Here is a 22,431-nt window from a genome sequence, read left to right as displayed (position 1 = left end):
AACGAAACGATTTCCATGGCTTCGCGCGCTTACAGCATCCCCAATCTGCTCACCTACGGCCGCATCCTCTGCGTACCCTTGATCGTTCTGTGCTTCTTCATCGAAGGCAAGCTGGAGGGGTCGGATTTCGCGCGCTGGGTCGCACTCTGGATCTTCGTCATCGCCTCGATCACCGATTTTCTCGACGGCTATCTTGCGCGCATCTGGAACCAGACCTCCAATATCGGCCGGATGCTCGATCCGATCGCCGACAAGCTGCTGGTCTCCGCGATCCTGCTGCTGGTCGCCGCCGATGGCACCATTGCCGGCTGGTCGCTTTGGGCCGCCATCATCATTCTGTGCCGCGAAATCCTGGTTTCGGGCTTGCGCGAATATCTGGCGGCACTGAAGGTCAGCGTTCCCGTGACGCGCATCGCGAAATGGAAGACGACCGCCCAGCTCGTGGCCATCGCCTTCCTGCTGGCTGGGCCGGCGGGCGACAAGGTGCTACCCTATACGACGGAGATGGGCATCGTCCTGCTCTGGGTCGCGGCGCTTTTGACCATCTACACCGGCTATGATTATTTCCGTGCCGGGCTGAAGCATGTCGTGGATGAGGAATGATGACGAAACTCGTCTATTTCGCCTGGGTGCGTGAGCGGATCGGCAAAGCGGAAGAGGAAGTTTCCCTGCCCGCCGATGTCGTTACCGTCAGCGATCTCCTGAATCATTTGAAGGACTTGGGCGAAGAATACGAGGCGGCACTTCAATTTCCCAACGCAATCCGTGTCGCCATCAACATGGAGCATGCGGAGCACGATGAGCCGATCGCCGGGGCGCGGGAGATCGGGCTCTTCCCGCCGATGACGGGAGGGTGAGGAGCGGTTGGGCAGAGCCCGAGCGACGAACACCCTGAGCGAAAGCGAAGGGCCGGAGGCCCCTCAAACTGTTTGAGAGGGCGATCAAGGAAATTGCGATGATTTCACCATTCGTCAAGGTTCAGCGCGAGGATTTCGAGCTACAGACGGAAATCGACAGGCTGAGGTCGGGGCGGCGCGATATCGGGGCGGTCGTGACCTTCTCCGGGCTCTGCCGTGACGAAGGGGGTTCGCTCGGAGCCCTGGAACTCGAGCACTATCCCGGCATGGCGGAAGCGGAGATCACCCGCATCGCCAAGCTGGCCGTCGAACGCTTCGAACTTCTTGGCCTGACCGCTATCCACCGCTACGGGAAAATCGAGCCCGGCGAAAACATCGTGCTGGTCATTGCCGCTGCATCGCATCGGCAAGCGGCTTTCGACGGCGCCAATTTCGTCATGGATTTCCTGAAGACCTCCGCGCCCTTCTGGAAGAAGGAACACGGCAAGGATGGCACTGAAGGCGGCTGGGTCTCGGCCAAGGATGCCGACGATGCGGCCCGCGCCAAGTGGAGCGGCAATAAATAGGTTTACGGGACGACCCGCTCGCGGCGGCTCAACACCAGCAACAGCACCAGCAGCGAGAAGATAACGAAATCGCGCCACAGGAACGGGCCGTAGGCGCCCCACATGGTCTCGGCGAGGCCAAGGAGCGCTGCCCCGCCGGCCGATTTCAGCGGATCGGAATAGCCGCCGACTGCTGCTATCATCAGAACCTTCAGCCCGAACATCAGCCCAGCCCCGAAATCCATGGTTCCATAGTAGGAGGTGGCGAGCAGACCGCAGATGGTTGCGACCATGGCTGACGCGACATAGGCCAGCAGGAAGACACGGCTGGCACTCGCCCCACAAAGCTCGGCCGCAAGGGAATCGTCCGTTACCGCTCGCCAGATGCGGCCCCAGCCGGTGCATTTCAGCACATAGGCGCCTGCGAGGATGACAAGGATCATCAGGGCGGTGTTAAGCAGCTGAATTTCGGTCAGCGTCACGCGGAAACTACCGCTATCCCAGAACACGACCGCGCCGTTCAGGAAGGACGGCAGCCAGATACCGCGCGTATTCGACGCCAGCCGCGCCGTTTCCATGAGCACGATCATCACGCCGAGTGCTGCGACGATGACAGTGTTCGGCGACTTGCGCGACAGCGGCAGCATGATCGCGCGGCCGACCAGAAAGCTGGTACCGATCGTATAGCCGACAGCGATGACGGCGCCGAAAGCAAAGGCAGCAGGCAGGATGAGATACATCTTCGTGTAACCGACATCGGTGAAGAGCACGAGCATCTGGCCGGCAAAGGCGAAGAGCGCGCCATAGGTGATGTCGGCTCGCTTCATGACCCCGAATGCGATGGAATAGCCGAAGGCCAGAGCCGCATAGAGCGCAGCGAGCGGAACGGCATTCGCCAGTTGCTGCAGAAGATAAGCCATTCCACCCCTCCGAAGAATCAGCAAATAGTAACTGGCAAAATTCATTTTACCAGTTATAACTTTCGTCATGAGTTTTTCCTGGACCCCACATCGCTTTTCCGGTGGCGCGCTTGCGCTCGATGTCGCCAACAGCGTGATCCTGCGCCACGACGACGAGCGCCGGACCGACCGTTTCGAAGCACAGGGACAGATGGATAGCTTCCCCAAGGCGGCTGCCAATTTCTGCGCGGAGCGGGCGCTGTTCGGCGACATCCTGCCGGTGAAGCGGGAAAACCGGGCCGATTTCATCGCCCTCCGTGAACTGATCGATCGTTATTTCCGCGCTCGGGTTCTTGGGGAGGCTGCCGATCTGCTGCTTGCGGATCTGCTTGCGGCATTGGCGAGAGTTCTGAAGCGCGCCTCATCCGACGGGCTCGATGCTGCAACCGCGCATTCGACGCTGCGCCTCATCGCCATGCCCGACCCGGAACGAATGAAAATATGCCGCAACTGCGGTTGGCTTTTTATCGACCGCAGTAAGAACAGGAGCCGCGCCTGGTGCGACATGGCGGTTTGCGGCAATCGCGCCAAGGCCAGCCGCCACTACCGGCGCAAGAAGGAGGAGACTGCGCCATGAAAATAAGAAAGATTATACTGACAACGATAGGTGCCGGGATCGTCGCCGGCCTGGCGCTGACAGGCTGCCAGCGGAAGGAGGATGAGGGGCCGACCCAACTCACCGGCCGCCTCTTCGTCTTCAACTATCGCGTGGCGAGCGCGAGCTATATGATTACGCTCAAGAAGATCGCCCCGATCCCTGAGGGAACGACAGCCGTGGCCGAGTTTGAAAACCCTGCCGGCGGCGATCCGCTCGTCATCAATCAGAAGATCTATACGTTCTGGGACAAGATCACGCTGGAAAGCCCAGATCTGCGCTGTGTCCGCAAGGACCGTCCCTATTCCGTCTCGATCAAGCTGGTCGATGCCAGCGACAAGACGATCCAGACGATCAAGACCGAGGTCAAATCCGATCTCGACCAGACCGTGCTGCCCACGAAGCCGCTGGTCGTCGGGCCGGCCTACACGGCCAATCCGGATATTTTCAAGGGTGACGGCAGCGCCGATTACGGGCATGACGTTGCCTGCCCGGCATGAAAAAAGCCGAGATGCAAGATCCCGGCTTTCGTGAGTCAATTCAAATCGTTCGGCGCCGAAGCTGAAAGGCTGATTCAGCCGACGATTTCGGTTTCGGAGAACCAATAGGCGATTTCGACGGCAGCCGTTTCCGGAGCGTCCGAGCCGTGAACCGAGTTTTCGCCGATCGACAGGGCGAAGATCTTGCGGATCGTGCCTTCGGCAGCATTGGCCGGATTGGTCGCACCCATGATCTCGCGGTTCTTCAGGATGGCATTTTCGCCCTCCAGGACCTGAACGACGGTCGGGCCGGAGGTCATGCCTTCGACGAGTTCGCCGAAGAACGGACGTTCCTTGTGAACGGCGTAGAAGCCTTCAGCTTCGCGCTTGCTCATCCAGACGCGCTTGGAGGCGATGACGCGCAGGCCGTTGTCTTCAAAAACCTTGGTGATGGCGCCGGTCAGGTTGCGCTTCGTCGCGTCCGGCTTGATCATCGAGAAAGTACGTTCAATCGCCATGGGTCCATTCCTTGTAATCAGAGAAAAGTGGGCGGTCTTTACCTGCCCCAAGGCCCGAAAACAAGGGGGATCGCCCAATTTCACGCCGGTGTCACAGTCCGCGCGTCCGATTCGCGATCGGGCCGGTGGCACTGCGAAGATTTATTTGCAAACTTGGCGGCAACATCGCCGCACCGTCGAGGAGAAGCCGTATGCTCAAACATTTCAGGATGCTTGCCGACTATAATCGTTGGGCCAATGTTCAGGTCTATAATGCCGCCGCCGAACTCAGTAACGCAGAATTCAATGAAGACCGCGGCGCCTTCTTCGGCTCGCTCCATGGAACGCTAAATCACCTGCTGGTAGCGGACCGGCTGTGGATGCACCGTTTCAACGGCACCGGCGGGGTGCCGGCGTCGCTCGATACCATCCTGCATGACACCCTTGAAGGACTCTATCGCCTGCGGGAGGCGGAAGATCGAAATATCATTACCTGGCTGGAAACGCTCGATGCCGATGCACTTGCCGTCGATATCACCTACACCTCGATCCTGCGACCGGGCGCCATTACGGTTCCCCTCCATGCGGCGGTCTCCCATATGTTCAATCACCACACCCACCACCGCGGCCAGTGCCATACTATCCTCACATCCATGGGCAAACCGTCGCTGGTGCTCGACCTGCTGCACTTCCTGCGCAGTGAAGGGACGCACTGGATGTGAGCGTAAGGCGAACCGCTCTTTTCTGCTTTCGCCCAAACGTTGAGCAGCTGCCTCACTTTGTTGCGACGCAACGCGAATAGGGCATTTTGTTCATGTTCCCTTAACCTGCCGACCTGCAAATTGACGGGATATATCAGCTCACGGTCAGAAGCAGGCATGAAGAACTCGCAGACAAGCGTTTCGGCGTATTCCATCGATGATGATGAGACGGAAACCGAGCTCGAGGTCATCGGCCGCTTCATGACGCGGCTGAAAGTGAAGAACCTGCCGCGCAACTACCAATTATTTTACGAAGCGCTCTACGGGCAGGACCGCCGTCTTGCCGAAGAGATCGATGCGCTCGGCCCCCTTCCCTCGCAAAGCGGGCTGGACGAGATCGGGCTGAAGTATCGTCTCGTCAGCCATTGCGGGCTGGTGGCGCGCAAATCGGAAAGCGATGCGGCCGAAATGCTGCGAGAAGTGGCGGATCAGCTCGCCAAGGGGCTGATGAAGAAGCAGCGTTTTGCTCGCGAAACCGAAACGGCACAGCATGCCAATGACGCTCTCGATACCCTCAACGCGACGCTGAGCAATCTCATGCTCTACGAGACGGAGTTGACCGAGCGGCTGCGGAACTGCGCGCACGTGCCGAAACCGTCGCGCAGCACAGGCGCCTGAACGCCCAGCACTCTTGCCTTCGGCGCCGAGTTCGGCCAAAACCGCGCCATGATTTCGATTTCAGACCTTTCCGCCCGCATTGCCGGCCGCCTTCTCATCGACCATGCCAGCGTGACGCTTCCGGCGGGCACGAAGGCTGGCCTCGTCGGCAAGAACGGTGCCGGCAAATCCACGCTGTTCAGGATCATCACCGGCGATCTCTCAGCCGAAAGCGGCTCGGTTTCGATCCCGCGCAATGCCCGCATCGGCCAGGTTGCGCAGGAAGCGCCCGGCACCGAGGAGCCTCTGATCGATATCGTCCTTGCAGCGGACAAGGAGCGCTCCGCATTGCTTGCGGAAGCGGAAACCGCGACCGATCCGCACCGCATCGCCGATATCCAGACGCGGCTTGCCGATATCGACGCGCATTCGGCCGAAGCGCGCGCTGCCAGCATTCTTGCCGGCCTCGGCTTCGACCACGAGGCACAGAAGCGCCCGGCCTCCTCCTTCTCCGGCGGTTGGCGCATGCGCGTGGCCCTCGCCGCGGTGCTGTTTTCCGAGCCTGATCTTTTGCTGCTCGACGAGCCGACGAACTATCTCGACCTTGAAGGCACGCTCTGGCTGGAGGACTATATCCGCCGCTACCCCCATACGGTCATCATCATCTCGCACGACCGCGATCTGCTGAACACAGCGGTCAATTCCATCGTGCATCTCGACCAGAAGAAGCTCACCTTCTATCGCGGCTCCTACGACCAGTTCGAGCGGCAGAAGGCCGAGGCCGACGAGCTGCAGATGAAGGCGAAGGCGAAGAACGACGCGGCGCGCAAGCATCTGCAGAGCTTCATAGACCGCTTCAAGGCCAAGGCCTCGAAGGCGCGACAGGCGCAGTCCCGCATCAAGGCACTCGAACGCATGGGCACCGTCGCCGCCGTCATCGAAGACCACGTGATGGGCTTCAGCTTTCCGGAGCCGGAGAAGCAGCCCGCCTCCCCGATCATCGCGATCAGCGGCGGGGCCGTCGGCTACGAGCCGGGCAAGCCGATCCTCAAGCGCCTGAACCTGCGCATTGACGCCGACGACCGCATCGCCCTGCTCGGCTCGAACGGCAACGGCAAATCGACCTTCGCGAAGTTCATTTCGGGCCGGTTGGGCGCGGAGAGCGGCGAAGTCAGGCTGGCACCGAACCTGAAGATCGGCTTCTTCGCCCAGCATCAGCTCGACGATCTCATTCCGAACCAGACGGCCGTCGAACATGTACGCCGCCGCATGCCCGAAACGCCCGAGGCGAAGGTGCGTGCCCGCGTTGCGCAGATGGGCCTGGCGACGGAGAAGATGGACACGCAGGTCAAGGATCTCTCCGGCGGCGAGAAGGCGCGGCTGCTGATGGGACTTGCCGCCTTCGACGCACCGAACCTGCTGATCCTCGACGAACCGACTAACCATCTCGATATCGACAGCCGCAATGCGCTGATCCAGGCGCTGAACGACTATTCCGGCGCCGTCATCCTGATCTCGCACGACCGCCATCTGATCGAAGCCACCGTCGACCGGCTCTGGCTAGTGCGCGATGGCACTGTCTCGATCTTCGACGGCGATCTTGAAGAATACCGCAGCCTCGTCGTTGCCAGCCCGAAGGCCAAGGACGACAAGGCCAAGGCGAGCGCCGGCGACGATTCGGTTTCCAAGGCGGATCAGCGCAAGCTCAATGCCGATCGACGCGCGTCGCTCGCGCCGCTCAAGAAGAAGATCAATGAAATCGAATCCTTGACCGGCAAGCTTGAGAAATTGATTCAGGCCCTTGACGCGGAACTTGCGGACCCCGCCCTTTACGAGAAAGCGCCCGCAAAGGCTGCGGAAAAGGCAAAGCAGCGTGCGGATGCCGCCGAGAAGCTCGCGGCCGCCGAAGAGCAATGGCTGGAACTGTCGTCGGAATATGAGAGCGGCATGGCCGGCTGAAGCCGACGCTCCGTTAAGGAATTCGCAGCCGGTCCTAACCGATCATTAACCATAACTGCAGAAAATACGCTCGATTTTCATAGACATATTGTTGAGCGATTCTGATGAACTACCGTGTGTTGCTGGCTTGCCTCGCCGTGTCCCTGGCTCTCGGAGGATGCGCCACGAAGCCGGGCAATGAAGCATCGCTCAAGAGCAGCTATGCCGCCGAAGAGCCCCGCCATAAGCCGCTGAAGGCCAACGATCCCATCGAGATGGAGCCGAAGAAATGGCTCGTTGCCGATCTCGAAACCCGGGATGATCTGGCGGGCATGAACGGCCCGCACAAACTCGCCGGACGGACATTGGAAGTCTCCTCGCTCAAGGATATCAGGCTGGCCGACAAGGAGGTCCTCCTGACCTTCGACGATGGCCCGGCCCCCGGCAAGACGGACCGCATTCTCGCCACGCTCGACAAGTTCGGCGTCAAGGCCGCCTTCATGATGGTCGGCGAAATGGCGCAGGCTCATCCGGCAACCGCGCGCGAAGTACTTGCACATGGCGATGCGATCGGCAGCCACACCTTCCGCCATCCCGATCTCGACAAGATGACCTTCGATGCGGCGATGGCCGAGATTGCCCGCGGCATGGATGCCGTTACCAAGGCGATCGGCACGGATGTTCCCTTCTTCCGTTTCCCCTATCTTGCCGACTCCAAGCGCCTGCGCTCCGCCATTGCAGCCCGCGACATGATCGTCATGGATGTGGATATCGACAGCAAGGATTACTTCACGTCAACGCCTGCCTCGGTGGTCGATCGCACTATGAAAGAGCTTCGTCAGCGTGGCCGTGGCATCGTTCTGATGCACGACATCCATCAGCGCACGGTCAGGATGCTGCCCGCTCTCCTGAGCCGGCTCGAGAATGATGGCTACAAGGTCGTGACGCTGAAATACAAGCGCGAGCCAGCCCCGGCGACCAATCTGGTCGCACAGGCCGACACGAAGATGGTCCGCTGAGGCGACCCTGCAAGAAGCGCGGTCCAATAACCTAATCAATGGTTGCGCCAGCGGCGGATACGCTTGAAACGCGCCTAGCGGCATGATTAGCTGCGGCCGTGATCACGAAGAGCGGGTGAGTCCGCCCGCTCGTATCCGGGGGGAATATTAGATGGATCGTCGTTCATTTCTGCGCAAGGCCGGCGTCGCCGGCGCGGGGTCGGTGGCTGCTGCCGCAACGCTTGCTGCTCCGGCCCTTGCACAGAGCAATCCGAAGATCAATTGGCGCCTGACATCGTCGTTTCCGAAGTCGCTCGATACGATCTATGGCGGCGGCGAAGTGCTGTCGAAATATGTGTCTGAAGCCACTGACGGCAATTTCAACATCCAGGTCTTTGCGGCCGGCGAAATCGTGCCGGGCCTGCAGGCCGCCGACGCAACTTCGGCCGGAACCGTGGAGGCCTGCCATTCGGTCGCCTATTATTATTGGGGCAAGGATCCGGTCTGGGCGCTGGGAGCTGCCGTTCCTTTCGCGCTCAACGCCCGCGGCATGAATGCCTGGCAATATCACGGCGGCGGCATCGACATGTTCAACGAATTCCTGGCGACGCAGGGGCTGATCGGCTTCCCGGCCGGTAATACCGGTGTGCAGATGGGCGGCTGGTTCCGCAAGGAAATCACTACGGTTGCCGATCTCAAGGGTCTGAAGATGCGCATCGGCGGCTTTGCCGGCAAGGTGGTCGAACGCCTCGGCGTCGTGCCGCAGCAGATCGCGGGCGGCGACATCTACCCGGCATTGGAAAAGGGCACGATCGACGCGGCCGAATGGGTCGGTCCCTATGATGACGAGAAGCTCGGCTTCTACAAGGTAGCACCCTACTACTACTATCCCGGCTGGTGGGAAGGCGGTCCGACGGTGCATGTCATGTTCAACAAGGCGGCCTATGAACGCTTGCCGAAGGCCTATCAATCGCTGCTGCGCACGGCCGCCCAGGCGACGGACGCCAACATGCTGCAGAAATACGATTACCTGAACCCGGCCGCCATCAAGCGGGTCGTTGCCGAAGGGGCGAAGCTCAGGCCCTTCAGCACCGAGATCATGAATGCCTGCTTCGACAAGGCCAACGAGGTCTATGCCGAGATGGAAGCCAACAATCCGACCTTCAAGAAGATCTGGGAATCGATCAAGGGCTTCCGCGGCCAGCACTATCTCTATACCCAGGTCGCCGAATACAGCTACGACGTCTACATGATGACGCTGCAGCGGGCCGGGAAGATCTAATCGAATAGCTGAGGCAAAGAAGGAAACCCCGGAGCGACGCTTCGGGGTTTTTCGTTGTGTCCGATCGAAAAGCTGACCGATGCGGACCGCGTGATCAATTAAAAGATGGCGGCTGGCTGAGATCGTTGGCCGGGGACTTCGGCTGATCGCCACCGCCTTGGTCCGCCGGCTTGCCGTCAAGCGGATTGCCGCCTGGAAGCTGCAGCCCCGGCAGACCGAGGCCGCCGCCATTATCCTGGCCGGGCGCCCCGAAACCGGGAACCTCGATCTTGATCGTGTTGGGATCGACGCCCGTGCCTGCTCCCTTGTAGTGCATGACCATCTGCGGGAACATGATGGTCAACGCCACCATCAGAATCTGGATGCCGACGAAAGGCACGGATCCCCAATAGATCTGCCCCGTCGTGACAGGCGCGATCTGCTTGCCCGTCACCTTGTCGAGATAAGGCACGCGCGCGGCCACGGAGCGGAGATAAAAGAGCGCAAAGCCGAAAGGCGGATGCATGAAGCTCGTCTGCATGTTGACGCCGAGCAGCACGCCGAACCAGATCAGATCGATGCCGAGCTTGTCGGCCGCGGGTGCCAGCAGCGGCACGATGATGAAGGCAAGCTCGAAGAAATCGAGGAAGAAAGCCAGGAAGAAGACGAGCAAGTTGACGGCAATCAGGAAGCCGACTTCGCCGCCGGGCAGCGATACCAGCAGATGCTCGACCCAGACATGGCCGTTGACGCCATAGAAGGTCAGCGAGAAGACGCGCGAGCCGATCAGGATGAACAGCACAAAGGCCGAAAGCCGGGTTGTCGAGGTCAATGCCGCGCGCACGACCTCCATGTTCAGCCTACCTTTGGCCGCAGCCATCGCCAGAGCGCCGACCGCTCCCATGGCGCCGCCTTCCGTCGGCGTCGCGATGCCGAGGAAGATGGTGCCGAGCACAAGGAAGATCAGCGCCAAGGGCGGAATGAGCACGATGATGACTTGCTGCGCCAGCCGTGACATCACGTTGAGCTTCAGCCCCTTGTCCACGACGGCAACGGCATAGATGACGGCAACGCCGACGGTAGCACCGAGAATATCCGCGTTTTCGCCATAGGTGGGCGTCAGGTAAACGTGTGCGCCATAGGCTACGCCGGCGCATATAAGCAAAGCGATGAGCAAGGACGTGACGCCGGAGCCGAGCGAGCGGGCTTCCTTCGGCAAGGCCGGCATGGAATCCGGCCTGATGATCGTCATGATCAGCACATAGGCCATGTAAATGCCCGTCAGCACCAGGCCGGGAATGAGTGCGCCGGCATACATGTCCCCGACCGAACGGCCGAGCTGGTCGGCAAGCACGATCAGGACAAGCGACGGCGGAATGATCTGCGCCAGGGTTCCGGAGGCCGCGATAACGCCGGAAGCGACCCGCCGGTCATAGCCATAACGCAGCATGATCGGCAGCGAGATCAGCCCCATGGCGATAACCGAAGCCGCGACGACACCCGTTGTGGCCGCCAGCAGCGCACCGACGAAAATCACCGCATAGGCGAGACCGCCGCGAATAGGCCCGAACAGCTGGCCGATCGTATCGAGCAGGTCTTCGGCCATGCCGGATCGCTCCAGCACGATGCCCATGAAGGTGAAGAACGGAATCGCTAGCAACGTGTCGTTCGACATCACGCCCCAGAAGCGATCCGGCAGAGCATTGAGGAGCGGCCATGAGAGATTGATGGTGCCACCCGAATAGGGGGCGAGCTCGACGCCGATCCAGAAGAACAGCAGCCCGTTGGCGGCAAGCGCGAAGGCGACCGGATAGCCCAGAAGCAGGAAAATGATCAGCGAGGCGAACATGATCGGCGCCATGTTCACGGCAATGAATTCGAGCATCAGCGCGCCTCCCCTGCCGGCGTTTCGACCTCGAGGGGTGCATGGCTCGGCACATAGGGGGTCGGATCCTCCATATCGCCGCGCATGACGGCGATCTTCTTGATGATCTCGGAGACCCCCTGCAGCGCCAGCAGAAAAAACCCGGCCAGTAACAGCGCCTTGCCGGGCCAGATGATCAGGCCGCCGGCGCTGGAGGATACCTCTCCCGACAGGAAGGACGTGCGGACATAAGGCACGAGATCATAGACCATCAGGAGCACGAAGGGCATCAGGAACAGGCAATGGCCGATAAGATCGATCCAGTGCTGCACCCGGCGCGGCAGCGAACCATAGACGATGTCGATGCGGATATGCTCGTTCTGGCGCAACGTATAGGCGGCTGCGAGCATGAAGGCCGCGCCGAACAGATACCATTGCGCTTCCAGCCAGGCATTGGACGAGGTATTGAAGACCTTGCGGACGAGCGCGTTTCCGGCGCTGACCAAGACGGCGACCAGAATAAGCCATGAGACTGATTTTCCTATTATCTCAGCCACATAATCGACAATTCGGCTGAAGCCGAGCAATGTTTTCATGATTTCCCCCCGCAGCGATTCTTCCCGGATCTTTTGGCCGCGCGGGGAAAGAGTGCCGATTTCAGGCTGTGAATCAAGAGCCGGCACTCGTTTTCCAAGCATGACGACACTTGACCACAATGGTCCACGATTGGGAATGATCCAAGATTGGGCCTGATGCCCGCATTTGCGATTTGCCGCCCTTGCCCACATCAGGCATTCTGATAAAGATCGCATCAATAATCATACTAATCGAGAGACACCCATGTCCCCCATCAACCTCGCTATCGTCGGTGTCGGCAAGATCGTCCGCGACCAACATCTTCCGTCCATCGCGAACAACGCGGATTTCAAACTGATCGCCACGGCGAGCCGCCATGGCACCGTTGACGGAATTCCGGCCTTCACCACGATCGAAGCCATGCTCGATGCCGTGCCGGCGATCGATGCCGTTTCTCTCTGCATGCCGCCGCAATATCGCTATGAAGCCGCCTACAAGGCGCTCTCGGCCGGCAAGCATGTTTTCCTTGAAAAGCCTCCCGGCGCGACTCTCAGCGAAGTGGCCGATCTCGAAAACCTCGCCAAGGCCAAGGGCGTCTCGCTCTTCGCAAGCTGGCACTCACGCTATGCGCCGGCCGTGGAGGCTGCAAAGAGCTTCCTCGCGGGAACGACTATCCGCAGCGCTCACGTGATCTGGAAGGAAGACGTGCGCCACTGGCATCCGAACCAGGAATGGATCTGGCAGGCTGGCGGCCTCGGCGTCTTCGATCCGGGCATCAATGCGCTGTCGATCGTAACCCATATCCTGCCACCGCTGTTCCTGACCGGGGCGACGCTCGAATTCCCGGAAAACCGCGATTCGCCGATCGCGGCCGACCTGCACTTCAAGAGCGGAACCGGCCTTCCGGTCCATGCCGAATTCGACTGGCGCCAGACGGGCAAGCAGAGCTGGGATATCGTCGCCGAAACGGATGCCGGCCAGATGGTTCTCGCCGAAGGCGGCTCCAAGCTTTCGTTCAATGGCGAGCTGACATTCTCCGAGCCCGAGGCCGAATATCCCTCGCTCTATCGCCGTTTTGCGGAGATCGTCAAAGCCGGTACCTCCGACGTCGATCTTTCACCACTGCGCCACGTCGCCGATGCCTTCATGCTCGGCAAGCGCAAATTTGTCGAAGCATTTTACGATTGATGGGCCCTTCCCGGTAAAGACAATGCTGCCCGCGGCGTGCTAGCGTGGCGCATCGTCTTCACTGGAGAGATGCCTATGGCATCGGAGCATGAACAATCTTTCGGCCTCGGCGTCGGCAACAAGTCCGTCAAGCTTGCCGACCCGAACCAGAGCTGGCACGAAGCCTATTTGCTGGAGGAAGCTGCCATTCGCAAGGCGCTCGGCGATCTCGCCGTCGATGTCCAGCATTTCGGCAGCACGTCGATCCCAACGATAAAAGCAAAGCCGATCATCGATATTGCCGTCGGTGTGCGGCGCTTCGAGGATGGGCTTGCCTGTATCGAGCCGATGGCTTCCATCGGCTACGTCTATGCGGGCAGCAATATCGTGCCGGACGATCATATTTTCGGTCGTGACATTCAAGGGGATACCCGCACGCATCTCGTGCATGTGGTCGAACATGGCGGCCCGACCTGGCGCAACTTCCTGATCTTTCGCGACCGATTGCGCAGGGAGCCGGATCTGGCGCATGCCTATGAGGCACTGAAGATCGAGCTTGCGGCAAGATATGCCAATGATCGCGCGTCCTATACGGCGGCGAAGAAGGATTTCATCCAGAAGATCCTGTCGGAAGGCGCGTAAATCGCCTTCCGACAAAGCGGAAGAAAGTCAGGCCTTCTTCTCCCAGCGGCCGTCCTGCGTCTGCTGCCAATAGGTGAGGTTGTGCCCCTCGCCTTTCAGCCGCTTCCATTGAGCGCGTGCGCTTTCCAACTGTTCCTGATCATAGCCGTCGAACATCAGCACGACGCGCTGATAGGCCCCGACGTCCGTGGCTTCGGCGCCGTCGATGAAGAAGCGTACCGTTGCATTATTCTTGTTGTCGGAGGAAATGGTCAGCAGCACCGGCTGTTGGTCAGCCATGTCTCCCTCATCCGTCCCGTGCGGCAGAAAGCTGTCCTCGCGATAGGTCCAGAGATGGCTATCGAGGAGATCGCGCCGGGCCGGCTCGCGCATCTGCACGGCGACCTGCCAGCCGCGTTCGACACTCTTGTCGATCAACGGCGGCAGGGCGTCTTCGAGCTTCGATTCCGTCAGGTGATAGAAGAGAACGTCGGTCATGGCGCCACTTCTAAAGCAATTCCAGGAAAAGTGCGAAGCGGTTTTCCGTTCGGAATTGCGTCACAAAAAGGATAGAGCGTTTTCGCAATTCGAAGAAAAGCGGAAAGGCTCTATCTCACACAATCCGGCCGGTCACGATTCGTAATTGGCGCGGACCAGTTCGTCGAGCAGGCGCACGCCGAAACCCGAACCCCAGGATTGATTGATCTCGTCCTGGACGGAGCCCATCGCCGTGCCGGCGATATCGAGATGGGCCCAGGGCGTGTCGCCGACGAAGCGCTTGAGGAACTGGGCGGCGGTGATCGAACCGGCATGACGACCGCCGGTATTCTTCATATCGGCGAACTTGCTGTCGATCATCTTGTCGTAATCCTTGCCGAGCGGCATGCGCCACAGACGCTCGTCTGTCGAAAGACCTGCCGCCGTCAGCTCGCCCGCCAACCTATCGTCATTGCAGAAGAGGCCGGCTTGCAGGTTGCCGAGCGCGACAAGGATCGCGCCGGTCAGGGTCGCCAGATCGATCATGAACTGCGGCTTGAAGCGGTCGTTCGTGTACCAGAGCACATCGCAGAGAACGAGACGACCCTCGGCATCCGTGTTGATGATCTCGATCGTCTGGCCGGACATGGAGGTGACGATATCGCCCGGGCGCTGTGCATTGCCGTCGGGCATGTTTTCCACAAGGCCAATGACGCCGATGGCGTTGACCTTGGCTTTGCGTGCGGCAAGCGTATGCATGAGCCCGGTGACGGCCGCAGCTCCTCCCATGTCGCCCTTCATCTCCTCCATCCCGGCAGCCGGCTTGATCGAAATGCCGCCGGTGTCGAAGACGACGCCCTTGCCGATGAAGGCGACCGGCTTGTCCTTTGCCTTGCCGCCCTTCCATTGCATGACCACGAGCCGCGGCGGCCGGGCCGAACCTTGCGCGACGCCCAGCAGGGCGGCCATACCGAGCCGGCGCATTTCACGCTCCGTCAGGATCTCGATCTCGACGCCGAGCTTTTCCAATTCCTTGGCCTTAGCCGCAAATTCGACCGGGCCGAGAACATTCGGCGGCTCGTTGACGAGATCGCGTGCAAGAATCACGCCGCCGGCCACGGCTTCCGAGGTCGCGTAGAGCTTCTTGGCGGCTGCCGCTTCCTGGGTGACGATCGTGACCTTCACCGCCTTGCGCGAGGCCCCCTTCTCGTCGTCATCGCCCTTCTTCGTCTTGTATGTATCGAAACTGTAGGCGCGCAAAAGCATACCCAAGGCAAAATCGGCGACCTCCTTGGGGCCGACTTCGATGTTGCGCGCATCGAGGAAGATCGCGACCATCTCCGTATTGCGGATTTTTGCCGCCGCACTGCCGCCGAGTTTCAGCCAGTCGTGCGCGGTCAGGTTCTTGGCCTTGCCGGCACCGATCACCATGATTCGATCGACGGGCGCCGCCTCCGGCGCGATGATATCCAGACTGCTCAGAACTTTGCCTTTGAAGCCGGATACGGGCGCCGCCCTGGCGAAAACATTCGCCGGATCGGCGCTCTCCGCACCCGCCGGCAGCTCACTGTCCGTGTCTTTCAGGAGAATGGCCAGACCACCGCTGAGACGTGCCGACTTGGCAAAGGAAATCTCGAATTTCACAGACATTTCTGCTCCGATAAATATGCGTCGTAGTGACAGAACTTTGCACAACCATCATTCAAGGTCTCAAGAAGGAATACAAGCTTCGGCGCGGTTTCTCTCCATAAGAGACGTCCGGCTGCTTCAAATCCCTGTCATTCAGCAGGATTAGGCCAAGCGTGAGAGTGTTTTAACTGCCCCCGCGGTACCTGGTGAGGGAAATCTTCATTCATCTGCCCTATGCCGTCGCCTTCGCGCTGCTCTGGATGCTGGCAGGATCCCGGCGCGATCTTCAATGCGCACAGAACCCTGGACCGGCGCTGATCGTCAATCTCTGGCTGAAGGCATTCTCAGGCCGTCCGCGGCCACGGCAGACCGATCTCTGCGGCGGCACGTTCGATTTCCTGCATGCAGGCTCTTTCTCCGCAAATGTGTCGGCAACTGCTCTTTCATCTCGGGCGAGGCCGCGGCGGCCGGCCGGCTATTCTGTCTCATCCTCATCCCGCAGCCGTTCCGATCGGCCGCAGCCCTGCCGATCGCGGCGGTTTCACTGCTGATTCCCGCACCCAGGGTAGTTTTTGGCGCACATTATCTCTCCGATGCCGTCCTCCGCTGGCTTTCTTCGCCCGTCATATTCGCCGCCCTGCTCGCTCTATCTCAAACGCCACACGGCAGAAGAATCTCGGAAAATTAACGAATTTTTTTCGAGTTGGTTGTCGCCAAAAAAACGCAAACAGCGTAGAGGAGGGTGAATCTCTGTCGGCTCGCCCGGCAGCTGTTGCGTTTAAGGGCCGGCATGAAGTTATTCGAGACATATATCGTACGGCGTGTCGGTATGATGTTCCTGGTAGCACTGCTGCCGGTGCTCGCCATTATCTGGACCACCCAGGTTCTGCAGCGCATCAACCTCGTGACCGACAGTGGTCAGTCCATGGGCTCCTTCGCAAAGCTCGCGACGCTCATCCTGCCGACGATCATCCCTATCGTTCTGCCCTTTGCGCTCGTCATCGGCATTACGCAGACGCTGACCGCGATGAACAGCGACTCCGAACTCACAGTCATGGAGGCCGCGGGCGCGAAGCGCAGCATCATCATCCGCCCGATCATGATTCTCGCGATCGTGATCAGCGCGTTTTCGTTCTTCGTGGATAACGTCGTCGAACCGAGAGCCCGCGTGGCCGCGCGTCAGATGGTGGCTGAAGCCTATGCGGACCTTCTATCCACAGTCATCGAAGAGAAGAACTTCCGGCGCATCGAAGACGGGCTCTACGTGCAGATTTCGCAGCGTCTGTCGGGGCGCATTCTCAAGGGATTGTTCGTGGTCGATTCGCGCGATCCCGCCTTCGATCTCATCTATTATGCTAAGGAAGGGGCGGTCGACCCCAGCGGTACGTCGCTGCTCATGAAGGACGGCGAAGTTCACCGCAAAACACCCGACGGCAGCGTCTCGGTCATCAAGTTCGATTCCTACTCCTTCGACCTGTCTGATATGACGCAAAATCGTGGCCAGCCGAATGCGCGGGCCAGCGACCGCAGCCTTGGCTTCCTGCTCAATCCGGATACGAACGATCCGGACTATAAGCAAAGACCTGGCGATTACCGGGCCGAATTGCACCGCCGGCTCAACGACTGGGCGCTGCCGGCGATCTTCGCGCTGATATCTCTGGTGATTGCAGGCGATGCGCGATCACATCGCGAGGCGCGGCTGCATCCGATGGTGTCGGCGCTCGGCATATCGTTCGCGCTGCGCTGGGCTGATTTCTACGCTGCCAACCAGATCGATCATTCAACCAAATTCATCGGCGTTCTCTACGCCATCAATATCATCGCGGCGCTGATCGCAATCGTCCTCCTGCTGCGGACCCGGAAGATGACGATGCCCGTCTCGATCCGCAACCGCCTCAACAACTGGCGGCAAAAAGTCCAGGACCGCATGCCGACCGCACCCGGCAGCTCGAACGGGGGCGGTGCATGATTTTCGGCACGCTCTGGCGCTACTTCTTCACGCGTTACATCGTGACGACGTTCTGGTTCTTCCTCGGCGTCATCTCGATCGTCTATCTTGTCGATTTCAGCGAAACCGCCGGGCGTCTTGCCGGGCTGCCCGGATACACCGTCTCCGTCGGCTTGCTGATGACGGCAGTCAGGCTGCCGTTCATCCTGCAGCAGACGGTACCGTTCATCGCGCTGTTCGTCGGCATGACGGTGCTGATCGCCCTCAACCGCCGCCGTGAACTGGTTATCGCGCGCGCGGCCGGCATTTCCGTGTGGCAGTTCATGACGCCCTTCGTGATGGGTGCTTTCTGCGTCGGTCTTATGACCATGCTCGCGCTTAATCCGGTCGCGGCGTGGGGTCAGCGACATGCCGAAACCATCGAAGCCGACCTGCGCGGAGACCCATCCTATCGCAATACGCTTTCTATTCCGTGGCTGCGTCAATCCAGCGGAAAAGACGACACGATCATCGGTGCCAAGGCCATTCTGAACAACGGAACGACGTTGACGGGTGTCGTGTTTATCCACTTTGATTCACAGGGAAATATCGTCCTGCGGCAGGATGCCGACTCGGCTAAGTTGCAAGATGGTTACTGGCTTCTTAACAATGTCGTCGAGCGGCGGCCCGGTGAAATTCCCGACCACAAGAGTTCGGTACAGGTTCGTACGAATCTGAAACAGGATTTTGTTTCGCAACGTCTGGCTCAACCGGAAACCATTGCTTTTTATGATCTTTCTAATCGAATAAAGGTCGCACGCACCTTCGGCATATCGACCAACGCACTTGAGACACAGTTTTATTCGCTTCTGTCGCAGCCGTTCCTTCTGGTGGCAATGACTCTGATTGCGGCAACTGTGTCCCTAAAATTCAGTAGATTCAATCAATCGCGCTCTGTGATTCTGGGTGGAATCCTCTCCGGCTTCGTGCTTTATGTTGTCACCGTGCTTGTAAAGGCATTCGGGAGCAGCGGAGTGGTTCCTCCCTACGTGGCGACATGGATACCCGTGATCGTCGCATTGGCATTCGGAGCAACGATCCTGCTTCATCAGGAGGACGGCTAAGTGGCGGCAGGCAACCGCAAGAGTATCAGAAAGTTTGTGGCTGCCCTGGTTACGGGCACGGCCGCATGTGCATATGTTTTGAGCCCGGTCGGCGCTTACGCCCAGGTCAACAATAATAGTGCCAGCAATAACAATGGCGGCGCCGGCGCTACCACTTCTCCTATCAAGGTGAAGGTGCCGGAAGGCGCAAAGCTAGTCCTTTCGTCCAACGAACTGGTCTATAACAAGGATGCGCAGATCGTCACCGCAAGCGGTGCGGTCCAGATCAACTATGGCGGCTACAAGATGGTCGCCCAGAAGGTCGAGTATAATCAGAAGTCCGGGCGAATGACGGCTCTCGGCAATGTCGAGCTGATCACCCCCGACGGCAATCGCATGTACGGTGACAAAATGGACGTCACCGACAGCTTCTCCGACGGGTTCGTGAATGCCCTGCGCATCGAAATGCCTGACAACACCCGCATGGTCGCCGAAAAGGGCGAGCGGGTCGGCGGCAATCAGCTGATTCTCACAAAGGGCGTCTATACCGCCTGCATGGCCTGTTCCGAACAGGGGCGCGCACCGCTGTGGCAGGTCAAAGCCCAACGTGTGGTCCAGAACGGCGTGACCCATACCATTCGTCTCGAGCATGCTCGTTTCGAATTGTTCGGTCAGCCGATCGCCTATGTTCCGTGGGTCGAAGTTCCCGACAACACAGTCAAGCGCAAGTCAGGCTTCCTGTTTCCGTCGGTTAGCGTCTCGCAGCGTCTCGGCGTCGGCGTAAGGGTTCCATACTATTACGTCATCTCGCCGAGCATGGATGCGACGGTCACCGCCACGGGCTTTACCAATCAGGGGCTGTTGCTCGAAGGTGAGTTCCGCCAGCGTTTCGAGAATGGCACCCATATCCTGCGCGTTGCCGGCATCAATCAGATGAATCCGGATGCCTTCGTCGCCGGTACGACCGATGCCGAGCACAAAACTCGCGGCATGATCAATTCCAAGGCCGATTTCAGGATCAATCCTCGCTGGACTTTCGGCTGGGATGTCATGGTGCAAAGCGATAATAACTTCTCGCGCACCTACAGCCTGGACGGTCTCAACCAAACCACCCATACGAACCAAGCCTATCTGACAGGTATCGGAAAGCGCAATTTCTTCGATATGCGCGCTTTCTATTATAACGTGCAGGACACAGACAATAATGCCACGGCACAGAAGCAGCAGGCATATGTCTATCCGAGCGTGGACTATCACTATGTCGATCCGAAATCGGTCTATGGCGGCGAACTGTCGGCGACGATGAATTTCACGCACCTGTCGCGTGAGAAGACATCCGCACTCGACAACGTCGTCAATCTTGGTGACGCCAACTTGAACGACCGTTTCCTCGGTCTCTCCGGCAGCTATACCCGCTTCAGCACAGAACTGCAGTGGCAGCGTACCTTTACGACCGATGAGGGCCTTGTGCTGACGCCATTGGCGGCGGCGCGCGGTGACGTCTATGGTCTGGATATGAACTCGCCCAACTCCTTCGGCGCATCGTTCAGCTATCCCGGCAATTACGATACCAGCGACTATGCCTCGCGCGGCATGGTCACGGCGGGTCTCGAAGCCAAATACCCGTTCCTGATCACGACAAGCAACAGCACGCACGTGTTCGAGCCGATCGCGCAGATCTATGTGCGGCCGGACGAGCAGCTTGCCGGCCGGTTGCCCAACGAAGATGCACAGAGCCTCGTTTTCGATGCGACGAACCTCTTTGATCGTGACAAGTTCTCGGGCTTCGATCGCATCGAGGGTGGCACACGCGCCAATGTCGGGTGGCGTTATACGGCCAGCTTCGACAGCGGTTACAAGCTGCAGCATATCTTCGGACAGTCCTATCAGCTCGCGGGCCGCAACTCGTTTGCGACAAACGATCTGGCCGGCGTCGGTTCGGATTCCGGTCTTGAGACGACCCGTTCCGACTACGTCACCATGTTCGGTCTAACGACACCGCAGGGAATCTCGCTCGCAACATCCTATCGCTTCGATCAGAAGGATTTCGCTTTCAAGCGTGGCGATACATCCGTCGGCTTCTCGAACGATGTGTTCCAGACATCCTTGATCTACACGCATATTGCGGCCCAGCCGCAATATGGTTTCACCACCAATCAGGACGAAATCCAGTCGCGCGCGCAGATCAAGTTCAAGGAATACTGGTCCGTCTTCGGTACGGTCAGCTACGATCTTAACAACAATCAGATCACCCGCCAGGGTGTCGGCCTTTCCTACGAGGACGAATGCACGATCTTTACCGTGTCGTTCCTCGACAAGAAGGATACGACCGCCAGTTCGGCAACCAATTGGTCGATCGGTGCCCGTTTGACCTTCCGTACGTTGGGCGACGTCAATCTCGGCAGCGTCCAGGAAGCGACGTTCTGATAAAGATCGAACTTGCAGGGAGCCGGCTTCACCGCCGGCTCTTTTGCATGGATGCGGTTGCGGTTACCGGCGTCATTGTTTCGCCGCAAGGATTTTGCAATTCATCGCGCTTGATGTAGACATGTGGCGCAAAGTTGCCGTATTGCGCGACAGGCGTATCAAAACGGCGCAATGCTGGCAGGAAATACCTTTGGGAAGGGGTAGTTGATGTTTTCTGGAAAGACACCGATGCGAGCTCTGGCGTTCGGAGCGGCGGCCTTGATCATGGCGAGCTTCGCCGTGCCGAGCAGCGATGTCGCTTTCGCAGCAAGCGAAGTGAAGGTCCTCGTCAACAGCCAGGTGATCACATCCGGCGACATAGCCAAGCGCGTCGCCTTCCTCAAGCTGCAGCGCCAGAAGGGTGACCTAAACAAGCTTGCCAAGGAGCAACTCGTCGACGAAACGTTGAAGCGCGCGGAGATCTCCCGCCTGCGCATGTCCGTTTCGACGACGGACGTCGATGCTGCCTTCGCCCGTTTCGCCTCCAGCAACAAGATGTCGACGGCGCAGCTCAGCCAGATTCTGGAAAAGGCCGGCGTCGGCGTCGATCATTTCAAATCCTATATCGCCGTTTCCATGAGCTGGCCGCGGATCGTCAACGCGCGCTTCGGTGCAAGAAGCCGTATGTCGAACGACGATCTCGTGACGCGCATGACGGAAAACAAGACGAAGCCCGTTACGACCGAGTATTTTCTGAAGCAGATCATTTTCGTCGTACCGGCGGCAAAGCGGAACGCGATCCTGAATGCGCGCAAGGCAGAAGCCGAGGCGTCGCGGTCCAAATTCCCCGGCTGCGATCAAGCAAAGGTTTTTGCCGCTACGATGCGCGACGTCTCCGTCCAGGATCTCGGCCGCGTGCTTGCACCGGAAGTCCCGGAAATGTGGAAGCCGCTGCTGGAAAAGGCTTCCGGCAACACGACCGCTCCTATCGTGACCGATCGTGGGGTCGAATATGTTGCCATTTGCTCGCAGCGCCAGGTGAATGATGACGTTGCCGCGGCTGCCGTGTTCCGCGCCGAGGATATTGGCAAGGCCAAGGCAGAGGGTGTGAGCGCCAACGACAAGAAGTACATGGACGAACTGCGCTCCAAGGCGCAGATCGTCTATCGCTGAT

At 59.4% G+C, this 22,431-nt stretch carries 22 protein-coding genes; 16 read left to right on the top strand and 6 right to left on the bottom strand.

Annotated features, from left to right (window positions below; all coding sequences use genetic code 11):
* Positions 1-15: 15 nt before the first annotated feature.
* The 3 genes from pgsA (at position 16) to C7U61_RS07190 (ending at position 1,423) form a co-directional block, all read left to right on the top strand.
* On the top strand, positions 16-603 hold the full coding sequence (gene pgsA, locus C7U61_RS07200) for a CDP-diacylglycerol--glycerol-3-phosphate 3-phosphatidyltransferase (RefSeq protein WP_106997459.1): 588 nt from the start codon (positions 16-18) through the stop codon (positions 601-603).
* Positions 603-857 (top strand): molybdopterin converting factor subunit 1, encoded by a 255-nt coding sequence (moaD, locus tag C7U61_RS07195; RefSeq protein WP_106997703.1) that lies wholly within the window; start codon positions 603-605, stop codon positions 855-857. The genes pgsA and moaD overlap by 1 nt, the downstream gene beginning before the upstream one ends.
* Positions 858-955: 98 nt before the next feature.
* On the top strand, positions 956-1,423 hold the full coding sequence (locus C7U61_RS07190; protein WP_106997458.1) for a molybdenum cofactor biosynthesis protein MoaE: 468 nt from the start codon (positions 956-958) through the stop codon (positions 1,421-1,423).
* Positions 1,424-1,425: 2 nt separating this feature from the next.
* Here C7U61_RS07190 and C7U61_RS07185 read toward each other — a convergent pair whose 3' ends face one another.
* Entirely contained in the window at positions 1,426-2,322 is an 897-nt protein-coding gene (locus tag C7U61_RS07185) for a branched-chain amino acid ABC transporter permease (protein WP_106997457.1), read from the bottom strand.
* Between the two features lie 67 nt (positions 2,323-2,389).
* Between C7U61_RS07185 and C7U61_RS07180 the strand changes: the two genes are divergently transcribed.
* Both C7U61_RS07180 and C7U61_RS07175 read left to right on the top strand, forming a co-directional pair.
* Positions 2,390-2,938 (top strand): CGNR zinc finger domain-containing protein, encoded by a 549-nt coding sequence (locus C7U61_RS07180; protein WP_106997456.1) that lies wholly within the window; start codon positions 2,390-2,392, stop codon positions 2,936-2,938.
* Positions 2,935-3,456 (top strand): hypothetical protein, encoded by a 522-nt coding sequence (locus C7U61_RS07175; RefSeq protein ID WP_106997455.1) that lies wholly within the window; start codon positions 2,935-2,937, stop codon positions 3,454-3,456. Before C7U61_RS07180 ends, C7U61_RS07175 begins: the two co-directional genes overlap by 4 nt.
* A 74-nt stretch (positions 3,457-3,530) precedes the next feature.
* On the opposite strand, the gene ndk is transcribed toward C7U61_RS07175, so the two are convergent.
* Positions 3,531-3,953, bottom strand: a complete 423-nt coding sequence (gene ndk, locus C7U61_RS07170; protein WP_106997454.1) for a nucleoside-diphosphate kinase — start codon at positions 3,951-3,953, stop codon at positions 3,531-3,533.
* A 191-nt stretch (positions 3,954-4,144) separates the two neighbouring features.
* Between ndk and C7U61_RS07165 the strand changes: the two genes are divergently transcribed.
* The 5 genes from C7U61_RS07165 to C7U61_RS07145 all read left to right on the top strand — a co-directional run bounded on the left by C7U61_RS07165 (position 4,145) and on the right by C7U61_RS07145 (position 9,508).
* Positions 4,145-4,654 carry a DinB family protein gene (locus C7U61_RS07165; protein WP_106997453.1) on the top strand — a complete coding sequence of 170 codons (510 nt, stop codon included), beginning with the start codon at positions 4,145-4,147 and terminating at the stop codon, positions 4,652-4,654.
* A gap of 156 nt (positions 4,655-4,810) precedes the next feature.
* Positions 4,811-5,311, top strand: coding sequence for a hypothetical protein (locus C7U61_RS07160; RefSeq protein ID WP_106997452.1), 501 nt, complete (start codon positions 4,811-4,813; stop codon positions 5,309-5,311).
* A gap of 48 nt (positions 5,312-5,359) precedes the next feature.
* Positions 5,360-7,249 (top strand): ABC-F family ATP-binding cassette domain-containing protein, encoded by a 1,890-nt coding sequence (locus C7U61_RS07155; RefSeq protein ID WP_106997451.1) that lies wholly within the window; start codon positions 5,360-5,362, stop codon positions 7,247-7,249.
* 104 nt (positions 7,250-7,353) lie between these two features.
* On the top strand, positions 7,354-8,247 hold the full coding sequence (locus tag C7U61_RS07150; RefSeq protein ID WP_106997450.1) for a polysaccharide deacetylase family protein: 894 nt from the start codon (positions 7,354-7,356) through the stop codon (positions 8,245-8,247).
* Positions 8,248-8,398: 151 nt separating this feature from the next.
* Positions 8,399-9,508 carry a TRAP transporter substrate-binding protein gene (locus C7U61_RS07145; RefSeq protein ID WP_106997449.1) on the top strand — a complete coding sequence of 370 codons (1,110 nt, stop codon included), beginning with the start codon at positions 8,399-8,401 and terminating at the stop codon, positions 9,506-9,508.
* A 94-nt stretch (positions 9,509-9,602) separates the two neighbouring features.
* Here the strand turns inward: C7U61_RS07145 and C7U61_RS07140 are convergent, their stop codons facing one another.
* Together C7U61_RS07140 and C7U61_RS07135 are read right to left on the bottom strand one after the other, a co-directional pair.
* Entirely contained in the window at positions 9,603-11,372 is a 1,770-nt protein-coding gene (locus C7U61_RS07140; RefSeq protein WP_106997448.1) for a TRAP transporter large permease subunit, read from the bottom strand.
* The gene (locus C7U61_RS07135) at positions 11,372-11,947 is read right to left on the bottom strand and encodes a TRAP transporter small permease subunit (protein ID WP_106997702.1); all 576 of its coding nucleotides are present in this window, start codon (positions 11,945-11,947) and stop codon (positions 11,372-11,374) included. Before C7U61_RS07135 ends, C7U61_RS07140 begins: the two co-directional genes overlap by 1 nt.
* 244 nt (positions 11,948-12,191) lie before the next feature.
* Between C7U61_RS07135 and C7U61_RS07130 the strand changes: the two genes are divergently transcribed.
* A complete protein-coding gene (locus C7U61_RS07130; RefSeq protein WP_106997447.1) occupies positions 12,192-13,115 on the top strand; it encodes a Gfo/Idh/MocA family oxidoreductase in 924 nt (307 codons plus the stop codon).
* A 75-nt stretch (positions 13,116-13,190) separates the two neighbouring features.
* Complete coding sequence (locus C7U61_RS07125) at positions 13,191-13,736, top strand: GrpB family protein (protein ID WP_106997446.1); 546 nt, start codon at positions 13,191-13,193, stop codon at positions 13,734-13,736.
* A 27-nt stretch (positions 13,737-13,763) separates the two neighbouring features.
* Here C7U61_RS07125 and C7U61_RS07120 read toward each other — a convergent pair whose 3' ends face one another.
* Together C7U61_RS07120 and C7U61_RS07115 are read right to left on the bottom strand one after the other, a co-directional pair.
* Positions 13,764-14,213 carry a DNA polymerase III subunit chi gene (locus C7U61_RS07120; RefSeq protein WP_106997445.1) on the bottom strand — a complete coding sequence of 150 codons (450 nt, stop codon included), beginning with the start codon at positions 14,211-14,213 and terminating at the stop codon, positions 13,764-13,766.
* Between the two features lie 132 nt (positions 14,214-14,345).
* Positions 14,346-15,842, bottom strand: a complete 1,497-nt coding sequence (locus C7U61_RS07115; protein WP_106997444.1) for a leucyl aminopeptidase — start codon at positions 15,840-15,842, stop codon at positions 14,346-14,348.
* A 769-nt stretch (positions 15,843-16,611) separates the two neighbouring features.
* Here C7U61_RS07115 and C7U61_RS07105 point away from each other — a divergent pair.
* The 4 genes from C7U61_RS07105 (at position 16,612) to C7U61_RS07090 (ending at position 22,430) form a co-directional block, all read left to right on the top strand.
* Positions 16,612-17,790 carry an LptF/LptG family permease gene (locus C7U61_RS07105; protein ID WP_106997443.1) on the top strand — a complete coding sequence of 393 codons (1,179 nt, stop codon included), beginning with the start codon at positions 16,612-16,614 and terminating at the stop codon, positions 17,788-17,790.
* A complete protein-coding gene (gene lptG / locus C7U61_RS07100) occupies positions 17,787-18,872 on the top strand; it encodes an LPS export ABC transporter permease LptG (RefSeq protein ID WP_106997442.1) in 1,086 nt (361 codons plus the stop codon). The genes C7U61_RS07105 and lptG overlap by 4 nt, the downstream gene beginning before the upstream one ends.
* Positions 18,873-21,278 carry an LPS-assembly protein LptD gene (locus C7U61_RS07095; protein WP_106997441.1) on the top strand — a complete coding sequence of 802 codons (2,406 nt, stop codon included), beginning with the start codon at positions 18,873-18,875 and terminating at the stop codon, positions 21,276-21,278.
* A gap of 264 nt (positions 21,279-21,542) precedes the next feature.
* Positions 21,543-22,430, top strand: coding sequence for a peptidylprolyl isomerase (locus C7U61_RS07090; protein WP_245410772.1), 888 nt, complete (start codon positions 21,543-21,545; stop codon positions 22,428-22,430).
* The last annotated feature ends 1 nt before the right edge of the window (position 22,431 follow it).

Source organism: Rhizobium sp. JAB6 (assembly GCF_003024605.1).
In the GTDB taxonomy this organism is placed as follows: Bacteria; Pseudomonadota; Alphaproteobacteria; order Rhizobiales; family Rhizobiaceae; genus Rhizobium.
This window is presented reverse-complemented; position numbering and strand designations above follow the sequence as displayed.

What these genes read in the sequence shown, in the direction of transcription:
- C7U61_RS07105 (WP_106997443.1), top strand. Translation starts at nt 16,612, where the DNA reads ATGAAGTTATTCGAGACATATATCGTACGGCGTGTCGGTATGATGTTC.
- C7U61_RS07125 (WP_106997446.1), top strand. Translation starts at nt 13,191, where the DNA reads ATGGCATCGGAGCATGAACAATCTTTCGGCCTCGGCGTCGGCAACAAG.
- C7U61_RS07190 (WP_106997458.1), top strand. Translation starts at nt 956, where the DNA reads ATGATTTCACCATTCGTCAAGGTTCAGCGCGAGGATTTCGAGCTACAG.
- C7U61_RS07090 (WP_245410772.1), top strand. Translation starts at nt 21,543, where the DNA reads ATGGCGAGCTTCGCCGTGCCGAGCAGCGATGTCGCTTTCGCAGCAAGC.
- lptG (WP_106997442.1), top strand. Translation starts at nt 17,787, where the DNA reads ATGATTTTCGGCACGCTCTGGCGCTACTTCTTCACGCGTTACATCGTG.
- C7U61_RS07140 (WP_106997448.1), bottom strand. Translation starts at nt 11,372, where the DNA reads ATGCTCGAATTCATTGCCGTGAACATGGCGCCGATCATGTTCGCCTCG.
- C7U61_RS07145 (WP_106997449.1), top strand. Translation starts at nt 8,399, where the DNA reads ATGGATCGTCGTTCATTTCTGCGCAAGGCCGGCGTCGCCGGCGCGGGG.
- C7U61_RS07155 (WP_106997451.1), top strand. Translation starts at nt 5,360, where the DNA reads ATGATTTCGATTTCAGACCTTTCCGCCCGCATTGCCGGCCGCCTTCTC.
- C7U61_RS07175 (WP_106997455.1), top strand. Translation starts at nt 2,935, where the DNA reads ATGAAAATAAGAAAGATTATACTGACAACGATAGGTGCCGGGATCGTC.
- C7U61_RS07150 (WP_106997450.1), top strand. Translation starts at nt 7,354, where the DNA reads ATGAACTACCGTGTGTTGCTGGCTTGCCTCGCCGTGTCCCTGGCTCTC.
- C7U61_RS07160 (WP_106997452.1), top strand. Translation starts at nt 4,811, where the DNA reads ATGAAGAACTCGCAGACAAGCGTTTCGGCGTATTCCATCGATGATGAT.
- ndk (WP_106997454.1), bottom strand. Translation starts at nt 3,953, where the DNA reads ATGGCGATTGAACGTACTTTCTCGATGATCAAGCCGGACGCGACGAAG.
- C7U61_RS07130 (WP_106997447.1), top strand. Translation starts at nt 12,192, where the DNA reads ATGTCCCCCATCAACCTCGCTATCGTCGGTGTCGGCAAGATCGTCCGC.
- C7U61_RS07165 (WP_106997453.1), top strand. Translation starts at nt 4,145, where the DNA reads ATGCTCAAACATTTCAGGATGCTTGCCGACTATAATCGTTGGGCCAAT.
- pgsA (WP_106997459.1), top strand. Translation starts at nt 16, where the DNA reads ATGGCTTCGCGCGCTTACAGCATCCCCAATCTGCTCACCTACGGCCGC.
- C7U61_RS07185 (WP_106997457.1), bottom strand. Translation starts at nt 2,322, where the DNA reads ATGGCTTATCTTCTGCAGCAACTGGCGAATGCCGTTCCGCTCGCTGCG.
- moaD (WP_106997703.1), top strand. Translation starts at nt 603, where the DNA reads ATGACGAAACTCGTCTATTTCGCCTGGGTGCGTGAGCGGATCGGCAAA.
- C7U61_RS07180 (WP_106997456.1), top strand. Translation starts at nt 2,390, where the DNA reads ATGAGTTTTTCCTGGACCCCACATCGCTTTTCCGGTGGCGCGCTTGCG.
- C7U61_RS07115 (WP_106997444.1), bottom strand. Translation starts at nt 15,842, where the DNA reads ATGTCTGTGAAATTCGAGATTTCCTTTGCCAAGTCGGCACGTCTCAGC.
- C7U61_RS07120 (WP_106997445.1), bottom strand. Translation starts at nt 14,213, where the DNA reads ATGACCGACGTTCTCTTCTATCACCTGACGGAATCGAAGCTCGAAGAC.
- C7U61_RS07135 (WP_106997702.1), bottom strand. Translation starts at nt 11,947, where the DNA reads ATGAAAACATTGCTCGGCTTCAGCCGAATTGTCGATTATGTGGCTGAG.